Here is a 22,532-nt window from a genome sequence, read left to right as displayed (position 1 = left end):
TACGAACCAAATTATCTACTAATGAAAGAACTAAGATCTATTATTATTGCAGCTTCTATTCTTTTTGCGTCTTGTAACGAAAAAAAGGAAACTCCAGAAGCCGAAAAAAAGATGTCTAATGCTTTGGCAGTGCTAGAAAGACAAAACTATGAAGAAGATGGATTTCCTGATTTCGGTTATATGGTCAGCCCTCAGGAATACAGAGAAAAATATTCTGATCAGCCGATATTTCGTCTCAAAACAGATTTCCCGACTGAAATGCCTAAAGAAATGCCTAAATTTTTAGACATTGATTTTAAAAAAGATCCTTTAAAATACATAGAAGCTGTTCGCGATTACGGCTTTGAAGGAAACACAGAAGAATGGAATCCGTTCAAAAATAAAATACGCGACTGGTACCATATTCCGTGGCTGCACCCAAGTGTAGAAGGACCAAATGCTTATCCGCCAAATGGAGGAACAGAAGGTTTTCACGGACTTATTAAAGAAGCGCCTCTGGGACCACTTCAATTAGGACCGGGATTAAAAGGAATTGAAGGCGATTATTCTGTATACGCGATTACTTTAATCAATGATAAAGCCGGTTATGCCATGTACAAAATGTGGAAAGACACGCAGAATCCTAATATAAAAGTATTGGATAAACGTTATGATAATGGAGGATTTCCAACAGGAACTGTTTTTATAAAATTACTTTTTACTGATGCGCCTAAAGGAACCGATTTCGTAGATTATCTTGTAAATCCGTTGACATGGAAAGCGTATATTACTGAAAACTTCTGGAAATCTGACAAAAGAGTGGTTTCTGATGTACATCTTTTACAAATGGATATTTCCGTTCGCGACCCAAGAGCAGACAGAAGTGCAAGCAATCCTGAAGGAACCGGATGGGTATTTGGAACTTTCTGCTACAACGGTAAACTGAACAATAAAAACAAATTAATGAATCTGGTACCGGTTGGACTTACATGGGGGAATGATCCTAAAAACAAAATTAACAAAACATCACCATACCCGCCAATCAAGACCGAAGTAAACAAAGATTTGAAAGAAACCGTGATTTTTGATGGTCCAAATCTTCCGCCGCAGCACCTTGGATGGAACGGAAGGTTAGATGGTCCTGCTGATTTAAATACTGTTTCTTGTATGTCCTGTCATAATGCGGCCCAATATCCGGCAGTAACATCATTGGTACCGCCAGGTGCTGCTCCAGACGGTGGTCAAGCACCGCCAAAAGAAGGAGGTAGTGCTGAATGGATGAAGTGGTTTCAGAATATAGACTGCGGTACTTCTATGAACGACAGTGTATATTCAACCGATTTCTCTTTTCAGGTAGCCATCGCTTTAGAAAATTTCTTCACTGCTAAAGAAGCTTCCGATAAGGGAAAATTTGCTTCTCAATACAAAGCAGTTCACGTGCCTATACGTCGTGGAGACATTGCACCAAACAAATAATCTTATAACATGCTAGATTCTAAAAAATACCGATTCAAGTTTAACAATTTGGATCGGTATAATTAGCATGCACTATTATAACCCAACCTTATAAAATAAAAAATGGCTAATACTATCAATAACGGAATTTCTGCATTAGATGAAAGCGGTAACCCAGTGGATTGGTGGTTCGCATATAAAGTTCCTAAACTTGGAAAAACAGCAAACGACCCTACAGCTACTGGTTACGAATACATTTATTATGATCCTAATATAAAAAAAGTTGTTCAATCGCCTAATTTACTGACAGACGGAAAAGGGGCGCTTGATCTTACGTTAAAGGCAGTTTTTGATAATCCGTCGCCTACTACAGGATGGATTCTTTATAATGACGAAATGCCTGCCGATGCCAACAGAACAGACAGTAGTTCGTACGGGCATACCAAAGGAGTGCTTGCTTTTGATACCGATACCAAAACTGCTTTATGGGTATTGCATTCATGGCCAAAATATGCCGATGCAGAAGCAACCTCGATGCCGACTCCAGAATATGGGCAAACCTATCTTTGTATTTCTATAGATATTGAAACAGCAAGTAAAATTGCAGCTCAGATGGCAAACCATCAAGTACCGCAAGTATATGTACCCCGCATTCCTTCCTCATTAGATAAGAATGATCCGCTTTATTTACTTAGCCAGCCGCTAAATCCTGATCCCGCAGGAGATTCAGATGTATTGTCGTATCAATCGAGAGGAGGATTTGATTTTAAAGTCATTGCAAAAAATGTAAAATGGAATAAGGATTTCTGGAACGATCTGGTGGGGCCTACGCTTGGAGCAGATATTAATGTAGAAACCTGGATTCGAGGCAAAATTCCGCCAACATTAGACAGCGACGGTATTCATAAAACTTTCGATGTTAAATATATCGATCTAAGTCCGCTTGGGGTTCCGTGGAACTGGCCAGAAACACACGACCATGCTAAATGGGCTGTTACCACCGACTCTGACTGGGTGTGCGTAGGAGACATCAATCGTATGATCTCTCAGGAAAAACGCGGCGGCGGTACTATTGCATTTCAAGACAATACATTATGGACCGCTTTGTCAAAAACAGATCTGATTGTCTCGCCTCCAGGACACACAAGAGTTGATGCACAGAACTTAATCACGGCAACACACTAAACGATACCCGATTCTTATCACAAAACCAAAGCAAGATGAACCAATATCTCACTCCTAATAAAGACAAGTTACAGAGTACAATAAAGCACATCGTCGTGCTCATGTTAGAAAACAGATCTTTTGATAATTTATTAGGCTGGTTATACGCAGATGAGGTTCCGCCTCATGACCAACAATTTGAAGGGCTCAACAAAGACCTTTGGAATCCTCTTGAGAATATAGACTCAGATGGTATACCGTTCATTGAAAAAGTGATGATTGAGAAAAACGGTCAAGCCAAAAAAAGAAGAGACGAATATATTCCAAATCCAGTAGATTTTACCCTTCCGAATCCAGATCCGGGTGAAGGTTTTAAAGACACCAATCACCAGTTGTTTTTAAAGTATGAGGTAGCACAGCAATATGCTCCGCCCGCTATTAATATGGGATTTGTTCAAAATTATCAAAATGCAATGCTCTATGGAGCCTTTAGTTTTGGCGATAATCCAACAAACCCTAGGGCTATAATGAAATGTTACACTCCAGAACAAACCCCTGTTTTAAGCGAATTGGCCAAGAGTTTTGCTGTTTGTGACCATTATCATTGCTCGGTGCCCAGTCAGACGATTCCGAATCGTGACTTTGTGCACGCTGCAACCTCTACAGGACATGTAAACAACAATCCTGTTGCGCAATGTGATGCAAAAACGATCTTTAACCAAATACAAGATGCGATTGACAGCGGGAGAAACGATTTAAGCTGGGGGATTTTTGGCAACAATGACTTTGCCAGTTCTAAAGATCAGGACGGAGAATTTGGAGACAATCATTTTTCGCTTACCCGATTGATCATGACGCAGCTGCATGATGCTAAATACAATAATAATTTTGGGACATTGTCTGATTTTGAGGCAAATTGCAAAAACGGAAACCTGCCCAGTTATTCTTTCTTAGAACCAAATTACGGTGGAACAGGGCAAAACGATCAGCATCCGCCGACCGATATTAGAGCCGGTGAAAAGCTTATTGCAGATCTTTACAATATGATAAAAGAATCACCTGTTTTTCATCAAACCATGTTTATTATCACTTATGATGAACATGGTGGTACCTATGATCACGTGGCACCTCCAAGCGGAGCAAAAAATCCTTACGCAGATGAGCGAGCCGGTCAGGACGGATTCCTTTTCAATCGTTTTGGGGTGCGTGTACCTTGCGTCGTAGTTAATCCTTATATCAAAAAAGGACTTATTGCAAGACCAGATGGGTACATTCCATTTGATCATTCTTCTATTATAAAAACGGTTCAAAATTGTTTTAATCTTGAAGGACATCTTACCGAAAGAGATAAAGCGGCGCCTGATTTTTCTTCCTTATTAGAATTAGAATACGCCCGAAAAGAAGACATTCCCACTGTTACTCCATTAGAATGGAATTTGCAGGCAGGAGAACTGCACGTAAACGATTTACATCATTTGATAGCAGATGTTCTAGAAGACATGACGGGGAATCCCAAACCTTCTTCCAGTGAAATTCTAGAATACATTCAGATCAACTATAAAAACCTTTTTGGCAACAATTAAGTAGTACCAAAGCTTAAACCGCAGGATAAATGACCCACGAATTTTTACAAATAATAGCATCCTACAAAAAAGCTGCTCAAAAAAATACACGAACAGTTCTGGCAACCATTGTTCATGTAGAAGGTTCTTCTTATCGTAAAGAAGGAACTCAAATGCTTATTGACCAATTTGAAAATATAACAGGAGCACTAAGCGGCGGTTGTGTAGAAAAAGAAGTAATCAGACAAGCCGATAGTGTATTTGCTTCCGGCTGCCCAAAAGTATTTAAATATGACGGTCGTTTCAGATTAGGATGCGAAGGCAGTATTTATATTTTAATAGAATTATTTTATCCTAATAACGAACTCCTCAATTTAATTGAAGATGCGATACAGCAAAGACAGGATTTTTCTTTATCCTTTTCTTTTTTGGCCGATGAAATAAGCAGACCCGATTTCGGAACTTCGTTTATCTTCAAGGACATTGTTATTTACCATTCTAATTACAAGAAAGATTCTGATAATCGGATTTATACGCAAAAGATAGAACCCCTAAACCGATTGTGTATTTTTGGAATAGAACACGACGCGGCAAAATTAAGCCAAATGGCTTCCTTTTTAGGTTGGGAAGTTATTGTAATAGGTTCTGAATACAGTAGCGTTGATGGTGCTGATTTCCCGTTTGCAAAATCAGTTTTAACAATGAAACCAGAAGATTTGGATCAAGACTTATTTTGTAAAAATACTGCCGTTGTTGTCATGAGTCATAATTTTTCTAAAGATTTACGTTTTTTACTCCAAATCATTACTTCAAAAGTTCGGTATATTGGTCTTCTAGGCCCCGTGCATCGAAGAGAAAAACTTCTAAATGCCATTCTGGAAACCGAGTTGTTTATTGATGATTTTGAATTTGACAAAATTCATGGTCCTGCAGGATTGTCTATCGGGAGCAAAACTCCAGAAGAAATAGCATTAGCCATCATGGCAGAAATTACAAGTATTTGGCGGACAAATCAAAAAGAGATCGAACATGCTTGTTGTTCAGTAAGTAAATAATTTTTTTAACTATCATTTAGAATGTTTTATAAAAAAGCATTCTATTCTTACTTTTTTGCAGTATATGTGCCGAATTGATGCTAATTGTTTGGTCAAATTAAGGTTTTGTTGATATAAAATTTATATTTGCTTCATAAACAAACACAAAATTAATTCAGAAAAAGAAAATATTCGTATTGATGAAGCGTACTACAAAGAACTTTTTTATTCTTTGTATCCAAGACTTGTGAGTTATAGTTTTGGTTTTGTAAAAGATAATTTTCTTGCCGAAGAAGTGGTAGAAAATGTAATGCTGCAGCTTTGGGAAAACCGCATCAAATTTGAAAAAATAATCGATGTTAAGTCCTATTTATATACTATGGTTCGCAATGGTTCTTTATTGGCTTTAAAAAAAGAACAAAAAGTTGTCGAACTAGATCCTAAACTTTCAGACCAGACAACAGACTTTGACTTTAACATTCTGGAAGAAGAATTATATTCGGTTTTAATGGATGCTTTAAACTCGCTGCCGGAAAAATGTAAAGAAGTTTTTGAACTTTCCTGTCTGGAAGGAATGAAGTACAAAGACATCGCCGAACAGCTTAATATTTCTATCAATACAGTTAAGTCGCAGCGTGCCCGCGCCATCGAATTATTGAAAGAAAAGCTCAAGAATCACTCCGAACTTTTATTTATTTTGCTTTTTCTTTAAAAAAAATCAAAAATCTTTCCACCCATTTTTGGTATTTCGTACTCTTACTTATATAACATTTATTTAAAGTGTTAATAATAGAGACTTAATATCAAAAAAACATGTATTCAGGAAAGAAAGAATTTGTAATCGCTGCTCTTATCAGGAAAGAACTGCTTGTAGGAGAATTATCGATTGAAGAAAATGCTCTTTTGCAGGAATGGCTTTCTGTACCCGAAAATCAAGAATATTATCAAAAAGTTATTGATTTAGAAACTTTAAAATCAAAAGAAAAATTTTATAGTGCTGTCAATACCGATGCTGCATTTGAAAGAATTCAGGGAAAAATCAATTTAGTTGAGAAACCTGTGATTTCACTTTTTACTTATAGCAAAATGTTGAGGTATGCAGCAGTTTTAGTGCTTTTGGCAGGAATCTCTTCTGTTTTCTTTTATTTAAATACGACCAGCGTTTCTAACAATCAAGTAGTAGAGGTAAAAAGCATTGAGCCAAAATACAATCATCCTACTTTGGTTTTGGCAGACGGAAGTGTTGTTTCATTAGAACCTAAAAAAGAAAAAATCGTTTCTAAAAATGGTATAATTTCGAATGTAAATCATGTTTTGGTTTACGATTCCAAAGATTTAAAAGGAGTGATTTCTACAGGAGACAATACGTTAATTGTTCCAGTAGGCGGAATTTATGCCGTAAATCTTTCAGACGGAACCAAAGTCTGGCTCAACTCCAAATCTTCTTTAAAATATCCTGTAGAATTTAGCGGTGACAAAAGAACCGTAACCCTTGAAGGAGAAGCTTACTTTGAAGTCAGTAAAAATGTGCACAGTCCGTTTACTGTTAAAACAAAATCTGGAAATGTTACCGTATTAGGAACGCATTTTAATATAAGTGCTTATGATGAAGACCGAAATTTTGAAACCACACTTGCCGAAGGCAAAGTTGCAATTTCTGGAATAAGCAAATCAAAAGAAAGTGAACCGACTATTTTGACACCAGGGCAGCAAGCCAGAGTTCGTAACGAAACATTAAGAATCGCAACAGTTGACCCGGCCGTTTATACTGCATGGAAAGACGGCAAGTTTTATTTTGAAAATGAAAATCTGAAAAACATTTTGACCAAAATGGCAAGATGGTACAACTTTAATGTGAAGTTCGAACAAAAAGCACTGGAGCAGATAAAATTTACCGGAATTGTTTTAAAAGACGAACCAATCGATCAATTTCTGGACATTATTAGTAAAACATCGAATGTGAAATATAAAATAACCAAACTAAACCAAACGTATGAAGTAACCGTAAGTAAATAAAACAAAAAACCGGAAAATGTTTGCACCATTTCCCGGCGAGTATTTGTTCAGTCGAAAAAAAGAGTTCAAAATCTATTAACCAACCAAAACATTTAAAAGTATGAAAAAAAAACTATCCGCAAAAGATTGTGGGGTAAAATCCGCGCTTTGGGATAAATTTCTTGACATTATGAAGAAATCCCTAATATTATCCATATTTCTTTTCAATATTGTTGCCTTTGCCTATTCCCAAAAAGTAAGCATAAACGCGAAAAACCAGTCTGTGTCTAATGTTTTAAAAACAATTACGAGAAAAACCAATGTCGAGTTTTTTTACAGTGATGACGTTTTTGACGCACAGAGAAGAGTAAATATATCAGTTAACAATGCTGATGTAATGGAAGTGATCAAAGAATTAATTGGAGATGATTACAAAGCAGAATTTGTAAATAATAAACTGATTGTTATTGCAGTAAATCCAAAAACAAATAGCGGCACTGCTGCTGTAATGGACGAAAAAGTCAAAATTAAGGGAGTCGTAACCAATGCCAAAAAAGAATTTTTAATTGGTGCAACCATCTGGGTAAAAGGCACAAAAAATGCAGCAATTACAAACTTTGATGGTTCTTACGAAATCATGGCCAAAAAAGGCGATGTGCTCGTTTTTGAATACATGGGGTACAAAAAACTAGAGGTCACCGTTTCGGACAGTTTGATTATCAACCCTATTTTGCTGGAGGATGTGAGCAAATTGGATGAAGTAAAAATCGTTTCTACAGGTTATCAAAATATTGATAAAGAGCGTTCTACAGGTTCGTTTGCTGTAATTACGGCAAAAGATTTAGAAAAAGTTCCTGTTAATAACGTATTGCACAGATTAGAAGGTCAGGTTGCAGGTTTGCAATTGAACATTTTAGATTCTGATAATACCTTCGTGTATGGAACTACGTTTGGTGCAGGAGCAGGAAAATCGAGTTACAATGTTGCCATTAGAGGAAAATCTACTTTTGATACTGGAGGCACTAATGCAATGCCATTAATTGTGCTTGACGGTACACCTACAGAATTGGACATTAGAACGATAAATCCAAATGATATTGAAAAAATTACTTTTCTAAAAGATGCAGCTGCAGCTTCTATTTATGGCGCAAGAGCGGCAAATGGGGTTATGGTAATTAATACTAAAAAAGGAAAACAGGGACAAACCAGAATTAATTTTTCTCAAAATTATAGTTTCTCTAACAAACCTTCTTTGTCAAAATTACCTTTGATGAATTCGTCTCAGGTTTTAAATTTAGAGCAGGAATTTGTAGATAAAAATCTGGTTACAGATCCGGCAAGTGTAACCTACATGCTTACTACTCCGGTCAGCCAGGGAATGGATTTAATGTTTCAGTACAAACGCGGGCAGATCACACAGGCTCAGAGAGATGCCGGGTTAGATGTTTTACGCGGTCGTAATACTTATGGTCAGGCAGAGCAGTATTTGCTGCAAGCTGCAACAAGCCAGAATTATGATTTGTCTTTTAGCGGAGCAGAAAATGATTATTCTTATTTCATGTCAGGTTCGTATTCTAAAGAAGAAACTCAGGCAAAAGGATCCGGCGGACAACGTTTGACATTACTGTCTAATCAGGATTTTAAGCTTTTTAATTATGTAAAAATAAATACAAATTTAAGAGGTTCGATCTTTAAATACCAACAAAACGGTTTAGGACTTTCTCCGTTAGGAACGTCATTGAATACTTTACTGCCTTACGATCAAATCGTTGGAGATAATGGTAACTCAGTTGATTATTACCGTCATTACTATGCGGGACAAACAATTCCATTAGAACAAGCTGGATATTTACCGTGGACTTACAATTACATTGATGAATTAAACAATAGAGATAATACCATAGACGAACAAAATTTTGGCGCTACCGTTTCTGCTACACTTCCTTTATTAAAAGGTTTAGATGCTGTTGGTACGTACTCTGTAGAAACTTCGACTTCATCAAATGATAATATGTACAATGAAAATACCTATTACGCCCGTGACGCTGTCAATTCAGCTACTTCAATAAACAGTAGCGGTGATTTGGTATACGGAATTCCGTTAGGAGGTATTTTTCAAAGTAATAGATTTGGAAAAACCAGCTCTACAATGCGAGGACAATTAAATTATGACGGCATTATTGGTGAAGATCATTTGATTAACGCTATGGGAGGTATTGAAGCAAGAGAGGCTGGAGAAACCCAGGATTCGAGAACACTTTATGGTTATAATTCAAAAACGCAGACTTCTGTAGATATCCCATCACAGCAATATATAGACGTTAATGGATATAATTATACTGTAAGTAACGGTAATGTGCATAAAGATTTCAAGAGAAGATTTTTATCTTATTATGCAAATGCAGGTTATACTTTCAAAAATAAATATACACTTACAGGAAGCGCAAGATTAGACGACTATAACAATTTTGGAGTTAGTAAAAAATTAAGACGAACGCCTTTATGGTCTACCGGAGCTAAATGGAACATTAAAGAAGAATCTTTTCTTAAAGACGTAAACTTAGTTAATAATTTAGCTTTCAGAGCGAGTTACGGATTTAACGGAAATATCAACTTAGAGGTTTTCCCTTTTACAAATATTAGTATAAGTGATTTAGATAACTTTTCGCAGCAGCCGTATGCTTTTATCAGCCAGCCGGCAAACCCTAATTTGCGTTGGGAAAAAACAGCAATCTTAAATTTTGGATTGGATTTTTCGCTTTTAAACAACAGATTAAGCGGTACAGTAGAATATTATAAAAAAAATAGTACGGATTTAATTGTAGACTTTCCGGTATCACCATTTTACGGAGTATCAAACAATACATTAGTGCAAAATGCTGCAACTTTAGAAGGGCATGGAATCGATTTAAATTTAAATGGAACTATCCTTAAAGCAAAAGATTTTTCATGGAATTCGGCTCTTGTAGTTTCTTTTAACAATACAGAAGTTACAGATACCCGTCTTCAGAACTACAGTTCTTATTTAAACGGTACAGGATCAACACCACCAATTGAAGGTTATCCTTTAAACAGTGTATTTGCTTTTAGATCAGCAGGATTAGATGCAACCGGGAGAACTCAGGTATATGATAAAGACGGTAATATCGTAAATTCTTTTACTTCTCTAAAAGATATTGCAGACATGAAGTACATGGGAACCAATATTCCTTCGTATTACGGAAGTTTGAGTCATACTTTCAATTATAAAAAATTGTCACTGTACATTTTGGCAACTTACAAGTTTGATTATGTATTATTTAAACCAACTTATGGAGGTTACGTTAACAGACAAGGAAGATTTAATCAATATGATTTAAATACAGATATCGATCAAAGATGGAGAAATCCAGGTGATGAGGCAACTACTTCTGTACCGGGAATCCAGGGCTCAACAGGACTAAGTTACGTACGATATATGTTTGGAGAAGATCAAGTTATGCAAGGAGATCATATTCGTTTTAGAGAACTTTCATTAAAATATGATATGACAAACCTGATTGACAGAGGATTTGTACGAGGAGCTTCTTTAACTTTTACAGCTAGAAATCTTGGTTTCTTCTGGAGAAAAAATAAAGATGGTTTAGATCCTGACTTTTTACCTTATACAGGAACTAATATGAAACTGCCTGCAACGGCGATCTATTCAATTGGTTTTAATGTTAATTTTTAATTTTTTAAAGATGAAAAAATATTTAAAATACATAGCAATTGCTGCAGCAGGAGTTCTTGTTTTAAGCTGTGATAATTATGTGGATATCAAGACAGAGGGTAAACTAATACCTGAGGAAACATCAAACTACCGATATCTTCTAAACAATACGTCTGTATTAGACAAAAGTTATGGTAATGTGGATATACCATCAGATGATATCAGTTTTCAAAATGCAGCGCAGACCACTGCATTAGAGGCTGCAGATTACCTTCGTCCTTTTAGAAATTTGTATAAATGGTCTGATGTTGTCTATTTTGACGGGGAGACGGATTATGATATGAGTAATCTGTATAATGCATTATACACTGTTAATATAGTCATCAATGAAGTAATGAAAAGTAAAAATGGAACGGAAGCCCAAAAAGCGGCCATAAAAGGGGAAGCAGAAGTGCATCGTGCCTTTATTTTTCTTACTCTGGTGAATGCGTTCGGAAAAGCGTATGATGCCAATACATCGGCCACAGATCTTGGAATTGTTCTTTTTACAACACCAACTGTTTCAGATGATATCAAAAGAAGTTCTGTACAGGACGCTTATAATGTAATTCTCAGCGATCTTAATGATGCAGTAAATTCAGGATTAAAACCTGTAAATTCTGGTAACAATGTGGCATTTCCATCCAGAGCTGCGGCATACGCACTTTTGGCGAGAACCTATTTGTATATGCGTAATTATCCGCTGGCTTTAGAAAATGCCGAAAAATCGCTGGCATTGCAAAGTACACTTAACAATTTGGAAGATTATGAGTTTAGTGCTTTCCCTACAAGAAAATTAGATAGAGAATTGATCTTATCAAAATGGAATGGATACAGCAGTTACTCGTATGCACCGCAAATATTATCGTTAAGCAATGAATTGATTAATTCTTTTGATACCAATGATTTACGCTACGTATTGTTTACACAGCCATCCAGCAGTTTTAATTCGGAATATACTTTAGGAAGAACATACTCTAAAGAAGGTTTGACAGGAGAAAGCAGAAATGCAGGCCCGACTGTACCTGAAATGATGCTGATAAAAGCAGAATGTCTGGCAAGAGCAGGTTCTGGAGATTTAGCAATGGACGAAATAAATAAATTAAGACAAAAAAGATTCAGGGCGGGACAATATGCCGCCATGACCGCAGCAGACAGTAAAGATGCCTTAATCAAAGTTTTAGCAGAAAGAAGAAGAGAGTTAATGGGAACTGGAGGTTTTAGATGGTTTGATTTGAAACGTTTAAACAAAGAACCAGAATTTGCCAAAACCATTACTCATGATTTTGCCGGACAGACGTTTACACTTGCCCCAAATAGTGATCGTTATCAAATGCCTTTTGCCCCAATTTATTTTGAATACGCACCAAACTTACAGCAGAATCCATAATTAAGTTAATTAAGAATGTGCACTCAAGAAATTGAGTGCACTTAATTCAAAAAAAATAAAAAAATGAAAAATTTAAAATTAATCCTAGCCTTATTTAGTGTTGCTGCACGAATGTTTGCTCAGGATGCACCTGCACAAAAACTGTCACTTTCTCCCGAACATCCCAATCCAGGAGATGAGATCACTATAACTTATAATGCCGCCGAGGGACCGCTGGCAAATGCCATGTATGTAAACGGGGTAGTGTATACCTATGATAATTTTAAATGGATTACAAACGATATTACTTTAAAAGCTGCAGGAGATAAAAAATGGGAAGCTAAAATGAAACTTTCAGATCATGCTTCCTTTATTAACTGTGTTTTCAAATCTGATACAATAGTTGACAGAGGAGAAAGAATGCCTCACGCCTACATGTTTGCACAAGTCCCGGGAGCATATACAGGATGGGGGATTTTGAGAAGCAGGGCTTTTCAAAATGAAGTTCCAAATGTGGTGAGTGACAGCGCGTACATTGCAGATCAGGTTGGTTTGATGTGGATCAACTATGAATTGCAATACCATCCTGAAAGCCGCAAAAAAGTTTTTTACTACGGCCTAAAATTAAAACAGCTTTCAACTGGTATCGATCAGTCTGCAGCAATAAAAAAAGAATTACGAGGCTTATTGGCAGAAAAGAATCTAGATAATACAACACAATATGATATTCAAAAAACATTGTCTGTATTAGATAATTCGACAAACAAAGTATTTACAGATTCTGTTCAAAAGGTTTTAGTAACGAAATATCCTTTTGGGGTTTTAGCCAGAGACAAACAAATTCAGGAAATATTTAGAGAACCTGATTTTTCTAAAAAAGTAAAATCATATGCTGAATTCAATAAAAACTTTCCGCAGAACAAATTTGAAGATGTTTACACTGATGTAGAAAGTTTGTATTATGATAAAATGGTTAAAGCAATCGTTTACGGCTATATCGTAAATAATAAAGATTATAATTATGCTCTTAACAGTGTAAAATCAGTTTCTTTTACAAACTTATTGGACTATCACTGGCATTTAGTATCTATTCCTTTTGACAGAGATCATGAAGGAACCGAAAAAGCTTCTATAGAAACTTTAAAAAAGTATGCAGATATTTTTATGGGAGAAATGGAAAACAGATTAACCTATGTTCCAAAAATGTTTGCTGGAAAATTATCTTTGAAAGAATGGCAGGAGCAGGCTTTACAAATGATGGCAAGAGAATATTTTACGTATGCTAAATTGGCAGAAGTAACAAAAAACTATGATGTAGAAGAAAAATATATGGCAAAAATTAAACCATTGTACGGTTATAATGATGCTGTATACAATGAGGTTTATACCAGAATGCTGTTGAGAAAAGGACAAACAGCCGATGCTAAAAATTATATGGCACTTGCGGTAAAACAAAATCAGGTAACACCACAGATGCTGGCTTCCTTAAAAGAAATTTACCTAAAAGATGGCGGCGCGGCTGCTGGATTTGAGGCTTATGTGGAATCTTTAAAATCTTTAAGCAATATTGAAGAACACAAAAAGAAAGTAATTTCAGAATTGATAAACCTTCCGATTGCAGATTTTGATTTAGAAAGCAGCAAAGGAGGCAGCGTAAAACTATCTGATCAAAAAGGAAAAATCGTAGTATTGGATTTTTGGGCAATGTGGTGCGGACCATGTAAAAATGCCATGCCGGGTATGCAGATGGCAGTTGAGAAATATAAAAAAGATGCGAATGTAAAATTCTATTTTGTAGATACTCAGGAATACATCAAAGATTTTAAAGCACAGACCCAAGCCTTTATCAAAGAAAAAGGATTTGATTTTAACGTGCTGTATGATGGAAAAAATCCCAAAACAGGAAAGTTAGATTTAGTATATGAGCAGTACTCAAAAGCTTTTGGATTTTCTGGGATTCCAGAGAAAATGATTATTGATGGCGATGGAAAATTACGCTGGAAGTCAAACGGTTATTTTGGAAGTCCAAGCGAATTGGTAGATGAAATTTCAATTATTGTTGAGTACTTAAAGTCAGAGAAAAAATAATGAAACGATTATTTAATTTAAAGAAAACAAACCTTCTTTTAAGATTGTTAATTTTCGTAATGATGACCAGCCAGTATAGTTTTGCACAAACTATCTGGCAGGGCCAGCATCACTCATATCGAATCATTTTATCGGGAGATTTGGACAAATACAAAACAGATTCCCTGAGTCTTAGTATGCCCGAATTAGATATCAATAAAAAAGTAGCCACAGTCGTAAAAGGAGACAGCGTCTCTTTTAGAAATGAGATGTATGGTTTTTCTTTTAAAGGAAAATACAATGCAGACAAAACCGCTCTTTCAGGGATTTTTGACTACTATTCCATTCCAAAAACAGCAATTGTTCTAAAGAAAGAAAAAGAAATCCAGCCGTTGTTTTTTACACAGCATCCTAAAAAGCCCTATCCGTATCAAGTTATTGATATGACTTTTCTAGGAAAAAATACAAAACTGACTTACGGAGGAACTTTGACTATTCCGCAGGGAAAAAAGAAATATCCGCTGGCAATTTTAATTTCTGGAACAGGAAGACACGATCGCAATTATACTTATTCTGGAAGAAAATCCTTTGCAGTTCTGGCAGATTATCTTGCAAAACACGGAATAGCAAGTTTACGTGTCGATGATAGAGGAATCGGTAAAACAACAGGTGATTTTGAAGCCTCCACGACTGGAGATTTTGCCGATGATGTTGAGGCACAGATTGCATATTTAAAAAGTGATAAAAATATAGACGCTTCTCACATTGGTTTAATCGGACACAGCGAAGGCGGTATGATTGCCTCAATTGTAAGTTCGAGGAACAAAGACGTAAAATTCATGATAAGCTTGTCTGGAGTAGGCGTAAGCGGATTGGATATGCTGAATCTTCAAAACACAGCAATTCTAAAAAGCTATAATTTTTCGGATAAAGTGGTGGCCAAACAAATGGAAATGTACAATATCATGTTTAAAGTAGTTTACGATACTAAGGACGGCGAGTCTGCACAGCCCGAAATGGCAGTCAAGCTGAAAGAATGGATGCAGCAGCAAGATTCGACAACTTTAAAAGAAGTTCAAATGTGGGACGGACGCGAGCAGACTTTCTTGTATCGTTACGGAAAAGATGCCGATAGAAGCTGGTACCGTTACACCATTCATTATAAACCAGAAAATTATCTTCCTAAAATTACGATTCCCGTAATGGTGGCAAATGGAGATAAAGACATACAAGTTCCAGCGGTTGAGAATATTAATTCGTTTAAAAAATATCTAGGGACAAAAGATTTGACAACCAAAATTTATCCAGGTTTAAATCATATGTATCAGCATTGTAAAACGTGTACACAGAAAGAAGTTTCAGAACTTGATGAAGTCTTTGCTGTGGAAGTGATGGATGATATTTCGAAGTGGATTTTGGCAAGATACAAAAAATCATAGCTTGTCAGACTAAACGAAGTCGAAGGGCGCAAAGAAGTGCCGCGGGCTTCGACTTCGTTCAGCCTGACAGTGCGTGCCGACTTGTGAAAGTTTAAGAGATAAAGGCTGACTTCTCGTTTCTCAAAATGACAAGATTGAGTCAAATTAACTCTTTTAAAAGCCTGACAAAACAAGAGATTTCATTGCAATAATCTAAAATCTGAGATCTAAAATCTAAAATTAGTTACATGAAAAAACTATTCTATTGTATCGTATTTCTATTTACGATAAGTAACCTTACTGCCCAAATTTACGATCCAGTTTCGTTTACCACATCGGTAAAAGAATTGGGAGAGAACAAGTATACGTTGATCATAACGGCCAAAATTGATAAGACTTGGCATATTTATTCGCAAAATGTTCCATCAGGCGGACCAGCACCAACGGCATTTACTTTTCCGAAGTCCAAAAACTACAAAACAATAGGCTCTGTAATAGAACCTGCAGGACATGAAGTTGATGATCCGGTTTTTAACATGCGAATTAAATATTTTGCAGACAAAGCTGTTTTTACACAAAATATAGAACGTAAAACAGCAGATGCTTTTACAATAGATGCATCTGTATTTTTTATGGTTTGTAATGATAACAGCTGTTTACCGCCAGGTGATAAAGAAATAAAATTTATTTTCAAAAAATCAGATACGCCGATTAAAAACGAAAATGCTGCGAATGCAGTAAAAGAAGAGAAAAATACAGATTTGACTGCAAAAGACGAATCAAGTACTAAAAAACAGGATACCACAAACAACACAACAAATTCTGTTACCAAGAGCGGTAAAGCCGTTCCTGAAAGCTTAGATAATAATAGAGAAAAAGCGTCGGCAGGAAAAACAGCCCCTGAAGAAAGCTTGTGGACATTATTTTTCTTTAGTTTTTTAGGAGGTCTTGCCGCTTTGTTTACTCCATGTGTTTTTCCGATGATCCCAATGACAGTAAGTTTCTTTACCAAACAAAGTAAAAACAAAGCTGTCGGAATAAGAAATGCCATGTTTTACGGGTTTTTCATTATCGTTATTTATGTAATTTTAGGAAGTCTTGTCACGGCAGTTTTTGGTGCAGATGCCTTAAATGCTCTGGCAACAAATGTTACCTTCAATATTGTTTTTTTCCTGCTTTTGGTTGTTTTTGCTATCTCATTTTTAGGCGCATTCGAAATCGTACTGCCAAGTTCTTGGATGACCAAAGTAGATCAGAAATCAGAAATCGGCGGTATTGTGGGCATCTTTTTTATGGCTCTGGCATTGGCTTTAGTTTCATTCTCCTGCACCGGACCAATTGTTGGCACTTTATTAGTTCAGGCAGCAAGTCAGGCGGGAATAGCACCCATCATCGGAATGTTAGGATTTTCATTGGCCATTGCATTGCCTTTTACCTTATTTGCCGCATTTCCAGGCTGGATGAATTCGCTTCCAAAATCTGGCGGCTGGTTAAATTCTGTAAAGGTTGTTTTAGGCTTTTTAGAATTGGCTTTAGCCTTTAAATTTTTAAGCAATGCCGATTTAGTTTTACAATTACATTTATTAGAAAGAGAAGTATTTCTGGCTATTTGGATTGCTATATTTTCTGTCCTCGCTTTATACTTATTTGGAAAAATCCAACTATCTCACGATACTCCGCTAACACATATTTCTGTCGGAAGATTGAGCTTAGGAATCGCTGTTCTCGCGTTTGTAGTGTATTTGATTCCAGGACTATGGGGAGCTCCGTTACAATACATCAGTGGATTTCCGCCTGCAAAACAATACAGCGAATCTCCAAATGGTTTTGGAAATACGACTGTTTCTACTGTAGAAAAAACAACTTTACCAGAAGGAGCAGAAAGCGGTCCAAACGGAATTCCGACTTTTCATGATTACGATTTAGGTCTGGCTTACGCGAAAAAAGTAAACAAACCTGTTATGATTGATTTTACCGGATACGCCTGTGTTAACTGCCGTAAAATGGAAGAACGTGTCTGGCCGGATCCAAAAGTATTGCATACTTTAAATAACGATGTGGTTTTAATTTCGCTCTATGTTGATGATAAAAGACCTTTGGCAGAAAAGGAACAGGTAGTTTCTAAAATAACTGGAAAAACCCTAAAATTTACAGGTCAAAAATGGAGTGAATTGCAAATCCTAAAATATAAAACCAATGCACAGCCGTACTATGTTTTAATGGATCACAGCGAAAATGATTTGAACAAACCATCGGCTTACAATCCCAATATCGAAGAATATTATAATTGGCTGCAAGAAGGAATTAATAATTTTAAAAAATAGAACGCTGATAAAAACAGTTTAAAATCTGTGTAGAGCTGCTTTTAAAATTAAACTCAAGAATAAAGACATAACTATCAAAATGAAAATCTCAAAATCAAAATACTTGTTTTTTGCCTTTTTAATAGGATTTAAAAGCATGGCTCAGTTTACAACCACAATTCCGTTGAGCAAAGACGTGGTTTCTGGAACTTTAAAAAACGGAATGAAATATTACGTTCTTCATAACGAATGGCCAAAAGACCGTGTTTGTTTTTATTTTGGCCAAAATGTAGGCGCAATTTTAGAAAACGACGATCAGAACGGACTAGCGCACTTTTTGGAACACATGGCTTTTAACGGAACGCAAAACTTTGAAGGCAAAGGCATAATTGATATGCTTGAGAAAAAGGGAGTAAGTTTTGGTAAAGATATTAATGCATATACAGCACAAGATCAGACGGTGTATAATTTAAGCAATGTGCCCGCAGGAGATTCTAAACTAATAGATTCCTGTCTGTTGGCATTACACGACTGGTCCGGTTTTCTTTCTTTAAAAGATGCAGAAATAGATGCAGAACGCGGTGTAATTCGTGAAGAATGGCGTACCAGAAGAAACTCAGAATTCAGGCTTCGTTTAGAAACCGATAAAATATTGTACAAAGATTCTAAGTATGCAAAACGTGATGTAATAGGCGATTTAAATCTCATCAATACTTTTGATTATCAAGTACTAAGAGATTATTATAAAAAATGGTACCGTCCAGATTTACAAGCCGTTATTGTAGTTGGAGATATTGACGCGAAAGAAATTGAAAAGAAAATTATGGCCGTTTTCTCCTCTATAGAAATGCCAAAAAATGCTGCGGAGCGCTATTATGTTTCGATTCCTAAAAATAAAGGAATGGAATACGTTTTGGCAAAAGATAAAGAAGCACAAGAAACGTCTGTTGTTTTGTATTATAAAAAAGATTTTGATAAAGTAAAGAATAACGAAACCATCCGAAGAGATTTAGTAAATAATCTTTGTACGGATATGATGAACAGACGTTATCAGGAATTCATTCAGAACAATGAAACTTCGGTTTTAGGAATAGGAACAGGAACTTCGGAAGTATCAAGATTGACGGATTCTTATTATTTGTATGTGACGCCAAAAAACAATAAAACACTGGAAGGCTTCAAAGAAATGATGATCGAAACCGAAAGAGCCGTGCGTTATGGATTCACACAAAAAGAATTAGACCGCAACAAAGAAGCTGTTTTGAGTTCTTACGAAAACATGCTGAAGAACAAAGATAAATTCGAAAATGACGGATTATCAGAAGAATTGGTGAATTATTTCTTGAAAGCGATTCCGTTTGAAAGTATCGAAACACAATATGAAAATGTAAAAACAAGATTGGCTTCTATCACAATTTCAGAAATAAATCAGGCAGTAAAAAAACTGCAGACCAGCGACAATATGGTAATGACCGTTACAGGGCCAGAAAAAAGTGATGTTGTTTACCCTGCCAAAGCCGATTACCTAAATGTTATGACGGCGGTAAAGAAAATGAAGCTTGAAAAATATAAAGAAACCAATACCGACCAGCCTTTGGTTACCAGAGTTTTAAAAGGTTCTAAAATCGAAAAGGAAACCCCTGTAGAGGGAATTAAAGGAGCAAAAAGTTATGTTTTGGCAAATGGAGCAAAAATTGTTTTGTATCCTACTGCTTTATCAAAAGATGAAATTTTATTTGCAGCTTTTAGTTTTGGTGGAAATTCATTAATCAAAACAGAAGATATACCGTCTGCTCAGATCGCTGTAAGTCTTGTAGAAAGTTCTGGTTTAGGTACTTTTAAAGCAACAGATTTGAGTGATAAACTCAATGGGAAAATTGTAAATATCAAACCGTATATTACAGAATTGACAGAAGGTTTTAAAGGTTCCAGCAATCAAAAAGATTTTGAAACGATGCTGCAATTGCTGTATTTGTATTTTGAAGAGCCAAGATTTGATAAAGATTCCTATTCTAGAATGCTTACAGGATTTAGCAATTCTCTGGAAAATGCAGAAAACACCAATCCTAAAATTTTTCAGGATACCATTTCACAGTTAAACTACAATCATAATAAGAGGGTACCCCTGTTCAATAAGGAATTTTTGAAACGATTGAGTTTCGAAAAAGCTGCAGAATTATACCAGCAAAGAATTCAAAATGCAGCCGATTTTACTTTTGTATTTACCGGAAACCTTCCTGAAAATACACTTTCATTACTTGAAAAATATATTGGAAGTATAACATCAGATGCCACTAAAAAAGAAAATTTTGTAGACAATCATCTTGATCCTGCAGCCGGAATTTCCAAACAATTATTAGTTCGCGATATGAATGTGCCTAAAGCGAGTGTTTATATTCGTTTTGTAAAACAATTTCCGTACAGCTACAAAAATGTATTTACCTCTCGCATTGTAGAAGAACTATTATCTAAAAAATATCTGGATTTAATTCGTGAAGAAGAAGGAGGCAGCTATGGTGTTCATGTTTCGTCTGGCATCAGCAGAAAACCATCTGACGAATATTCGATGACAATCAATTTTGACAGTGATCCAGAAAAAGAAGAAAAACTGACTAAAATTGTATACGAACAAATCGATTTAATGCAAAAGAACTTAGCAAAAGACGAAGACATACAATCGGTTAAAAATACACTTTTGAAAGCGAGATCAGAAAAAATCTTAACAAACGGATTTTGGTTAGGAAACCTTAATAATATGTTCCTTAATGACGAATCGTTTAAAGACGATGCCATTTACAAGAAAACTTTAGACTCTGTAACCGCAGAAGACATCAAGGCCTTTGCAAAAGAGTTTTTCGCAAAACCGAGTACAGTAGAAGTAATCATGAAATCAAAACCGCAGTCTGAAAAAGCGGCGTATTAGAATATAAAGGTTTTTCTGTTATTATATTTTTTTAGAAGTATTTTGAATTAGTAAGCTTGTACAACTAACTCGAAAAACCTTAAAGAGCTGTTTTTGCCAACAGCTCTTTTTTTGTTTTTTTAATAATCAAAATAACGTAACTTAGTGTAAGAGCTAAAAAAAACAACCTCAAATTTACACTAAGAATGCACATTAAATACGTCCTGATTTTTATAATTCTATTTTCTATTACATGCAATTCACAGATTGTAGAAGAGAAGAAAAATTTTCGTGCCGCAGATTCACTGCTGAAAGAAAATAGTTTTTCTGTTCACCGCGACAACTACTTTTTAACAGGAGTACCAATCAACGAGCCCATAACCCGTACTTCTGCCGATGTAAAATATCAGGTCAGTTTTAAACTCCGATTAAATTCAAAACCATTATGGGGCGGTTTTTTTCCGTATTTAATGTATACTCAAAAAGCCTTTTGGGATATTTACGCCAGTTCCAAACCCTTTTCAGAAATCAATTTTAATCCAGGAGTAGCCATCGTCCGCCCTTTTTATTTAAAGGGAGGAAGACTTACCTACGGAACCGTGTCATTAGAACACGAATCCAACGGCAGAGATTCGATCTATTCCAGAACTTGGAACATGCTTGCTTTTTCACTAAAATCGCAGGTTTCACCAAGATGGACAGTAGGAATTAGAGGCTGGATACCATTAGTAGATAAAGACGATAATCCCGGCCTTACACAATATGTCGGTTATGGCGAAGCGAGTGCAACCTATCAAATAAAACCCGGACGCTGGAGTGCCGATGTGCTTTTTAGAAAAGGAAGCGGTTTAATAAATTACGGATCCCTGCAGACACAAGTAAACTGGAGGCCTTATAAAAATGAAAACTATTACCTTACACTTCAATGGTTTGTGGGTTATACAGAAAGTTTAATAGATTATCAGGAACATAAAAGCATGATTCGTCTGGGCTTTACAATTAAACCAGAGGGAATGGGAATCTTTTAATGTTGTTTGGATAATTTTCTAATGATTCTGGGGCTTTATCTTCTTGATTTGGCCAAAGTATTTAGAATGTATTTTTAGACCCTGCAGATATTGTTCCAATGTCATGCCGTATAATTCGTGCACCTTAATGGCTATCGTATTTGGCGGTTGTTTTTTAAAATGATTTTGAGCGGCACTTTTTAAAAGTGCTTCTTTTTTATTAGAGCGGTTTTGGGTTGACATAGTAAATTTTTGGTTTTTAGTTATGGATTAATTGGACGTTAAAAGTTTAATTTTTTCGATTGCTTCCTTATTCTCTTTCGCCACTTCTACTAATGCCAGTAAAATATCATTTCTAAAAATAGTTCTGTTTCTTACATTTCTGACTAAAGATTTACTCGGAGCAGCCTGTCCTTTTTTTGTAATACAAGCAATTGTCAAGTCTACATAAGTGACTGGTAAATGTTGATCTATATACGTGTAGGCAATTTCGGTGTGAGAATTATCTTCCTTTGGCTTGTTAATTTTGATTAATTTTGACATATAT

General features: G+C 35.9%; 15 protein-coding genes. 13 read left to right on the top strand and 2 right to left on the bottom strand.

From position 1 onward, the window contains the following. The first annotated feature begins 21 nt into the window (after window positions 1-21). The 13 genes from C4F50_RS16690 (at window position 22) to C4F50_RS16630 (ending at window position 22,006) form a co-directional block, all read left to right on the top strand. Entirely contained in the window at window positions 22-1,455 is a 1,434-nt protein-coding gene (locus C4F50_RS16690; protein WP_194139792.1) for a hypothetical protein, read from the top strand. 102 nt (window positions 1,456-1,557) lie between these two features. Then, window positions 1,558-2,619 (top strand): deoxyribonuclease II family protein, encoded by a 1,062-nt coding sequence (locus C4F50_RS16685; RefSeq protein WP_194139791.1) that lies wholly within the window; start codon window positions 1,558-1,560, stop codon window positions 2,617-2,619. Between the two features lie 35 nt (window positions 2,620-2,654). Then, on the top strand, window positions 2,655-4,181 hold the full coding sequence (locus C4F50_RS16680; RefSeq protein WP_194139790.1) for an alkaline phosphatase family protein: 1,527 nt from the start codon (window positions 2,655-2,657) through the stop codon (window positions 4,179-4,181). A gap of 29 nt (window positions 4,182-4,210) precedes the next feature. Continuing rightward, window positions 4,211-5,215 (top strand): XdhC family protein, encoded by a 1,005-nt coding sequence (locus tag C4F50_RS16675; protein ID WP_194139789.1) that lies wholly within the window; start codon window positions 4,211-4,213, stop codon window positions 5,213-5,215. A 118-nt stretch (window positions 5,216-5,333) separates the two neighbouring features. Beyond that, window positions 5,334-5,906, top strand: a complete 573-nt coding sequence (locus C4F50_RS16670; RefSeq protein ID WP_348537021.1) for an RNA polymerase sigma factor — start codon at window positions 5,334-5,336, stop codon at window positions 5,904-5,906. A gap of 101 nt (window positions 5,907-6,007) precedes the next feature. Beyond that, window positions 6,008-7,210, top strand: coding sequence for a FecR family protein (locus C4F50_RS16665; RefSeq protein ID WP_194139787.1), 1,203 nt, complete (start codon window positions 6,008-6,010; stop codon window positions 7,208-7,210). 100 nt (window positions 7,211-7,310) lie between these two features. After that, window positions 7,311-10,901: a SusC/RagA family TonB-linked outer membrane protein gene (locus tag C4F50_RS16660; RefSeq protein ID WP_194139786.1), complete on the top strand. Its 3,591-nt coding sequence runs from the start codon at window positions 7,311-7,313 to the stop codon at window positions 10,899-10,901. A 10-nt stretch (window positions 10,902-10,911) separates the two neighbouring features. Further along, window positions 10,912-12,309 carry a RagB/SusD family nutrient uptake outer membrane protein gene (locus C4F50_RS16655; RefSeq protein ID WP_194139785.1) on the top strand — a complete coding sequence of 466 codons (1,398 nt, stop codon included), beginning with the start codon at window positions 10,912-10,914 and terminating at the stop codon, window positions 12,307-12,309. Between the two features lie 63 nt (window positions 12,310-12,372). Then, window positions 12,373-14,376 (top strand): TlpA family protein disulfide reductase, encoded by a 2,004-nt coding sequence (locus tag C4F50_RS16650; RefSeq protein WP_194139784.1) that lies wholly within the window; start codon window positions 12,373-12,375, stop codon window positions 14,374-14,376. Further along, window positions 14,376-15,794 carry an alpha/beta hydrolase family protein gene (locus C4F50_RS16645; RefSeq protein ID WP_194139783.1) on the top strand — a complete coding sequence of 473 codons (1,419 nt, stop codon included), beginning with the start codon at window positions 14,376-14,378 and terminating at the stop codon, window positions 15,792-15,794. The genes C4F50_RS16650 and C4F50_RS16645 overlap by 1 nt, the downstream gene beginning before the upstream one ends. Window positions 15,795-16,021: 227 nt before the next feature. Continuing rightward, complete coding sequence (locus tag C4F50_RS16640) at window positions 16,022-18,097, top strand: protein-disulfide reductase DsbD family protein (protein WP_194139782.1); 2,076 nt, start codon at window positions 16,022-16,024, stop codon at window positions 18,095-18,097. 136 nt (window positions 18,098-18,233) lie between these two features. Beyond that, entirely contained in the window at window positions 18,234-20,999 is a 2,766-nt protein-coding gene (locus tag C4F50_RS16635) for a M16 family metallopeptidase (RefSeq protein WP_194139781.1), read from the top strand. Window positions 21,000-21,184: 185 nt separating this feature from the next. After that, window positions 21,185-22,006 carry a phospholipase A gene (locus C4F50_RS16630; RefSeq protein ID WP_194139780.1) on the top strand — a complete coding sequence of 274 codons (822 nt, stop codon included), beginning with the start codon at window positions 21,185-21,187 and terminating at the stop codon, window positions 22,004-22,006. Window positions 22,007-22,024: 18 nt separating this feature from the next. Here the strand turns inward: C4F50_RS16630 and C4F50_RS16625 are convergent, their stop codons facing one another. Next, on the bottom strand, window positions 22,025-22,228 hold the full coding sequence (locus tag C4F50_RS16625) for a hypothetical protein (protein WP_194139779.1): 204 nt from the start codon (window positions 22,226-22,228) through the stop codon (window positions 22,025-22,027). Window positions 22,229-22,255: 27 nt separating this feature from the next. Beyond that, a complete protein-coding gene (locus tag C4F50_RS16620) occupies window positions 22,256-22,528 on the bottom strand; it encodes a hypothetical protein (protein WP_194139778.1) in 273 nt (90 codons plus the stop codon). Between the last annotated feature and the right edge of the window lie 4 nt (window positions 22,529-22,532).

It is taken from the genome of Flavobacterium hungaricum (assembly GCF_015182285.1).
GTDB classification, from domain to species: Bacteria; Bacteroidota; Bacteroidia; order Flavobacteriales; family Flavobacteriaceae; genus Flavobacterium; species Flavobacterium hungaricum.
This window is presented reverse-complemented; position numbering and strand designations above follow the sequence as displayed.

Bases quoted from the DNA above. Each gene is read 5' to 3' on its own strand.
- C4F50_RS16620 (WP_194139778.1), bottom strand. From the start codon at position 22,528: ATGTCAAAATTAATCAAAATTAACAAGCCAAAGGAAGATAATTCTCAC.
- C4F50_RS16685 (WP_194139791.1), top strand. From the start codon at position 1,558: ATGGCTAATACTATCAATAACGGAATTTCTGCATTAGATGAAAGCGGT.
- C4F50_RS16630 (WP_194139780.1), top strand. From the start codon at position 21,185: ATGCACATTAAATACGTCCTGATTTTTATAATTCTATTTTCTATTACA.
- C4F50_RS16650 (WP_194139784.1), top strand. From the start codon at position 12,373: ATGAAAAATTTAAAATTAATCCTAGCCTTATTTAGTGTTGCTGCACGA.
- C4F50_RS16625 (WP_194139779.1), bottom strand. From the start codon at position 22,228: ATGTCAACCCAAAACCGCTCTAATAAAAAAGAAGCACTTTTAAAAAGT.
- C4F50_RS16635 (WP_194139781.1), top strand. From the start codon at position 18,234: ATGGCTCAGTTTACAACCACAATTCCGTTGAGCAAAGACGTGGTTTCT.
- C4F50_RS16655 (WP_194139785.1), top strand. From the start codon at position 10,912: ATGAAAAAATATTTAAAATACATAGCAATTGCTGCAGCAGGAGTTCTT.
- C4F50_RS16680 (WP_194139790.1), top strand. From the start codon at position 2,655: ATGAACCAATATCTCACTCCTAATAAAGACAAGTTACAGAGTACAATA.
- C4F50_RS16645 (WP_194139783.1), top strand. From the start codon at position 14,376: ATGAAACGATTATTTAATTTAAAGAAAACAAACCTTCTTTTAAGATTG.
- C4F50_RS16675 (WP_194139789.1), top strand. From the start codon at position 4,211: ATGACCCACGAATTTTTACAAATAATAGCATCCTACAAAAAAGCTGCT.
- C4F50_RS16690 (WP_194139792.1), top strand. From the start codon at position 22: ATGAAAGAACTAAGATCTATTATTATTGCAGCTTCTATTCTTTTTGCG.
- C4F50_RS16640 (WP_194139782.1), top strand. From the start codon at position 16,022: ATGAAAAAACTATTCTATTGTATCGTATTTCTATTTACGATAAGTAAC.
- C4F50_RS16660 (WP_194139786.1), top strand. From the start codon at position 7,311: ATGAAAAAAAAACTATCCGCAAAAGATTGTGGGGTAAAATCCGCGCTT.
- C4F50_RS16665 (WP_194139787.1), top strand. From the start codon at position 6,008: ATGTATTCAGGAAAGAAAGAATTTGTAATCGCTGCTCTTATCAGGAAA.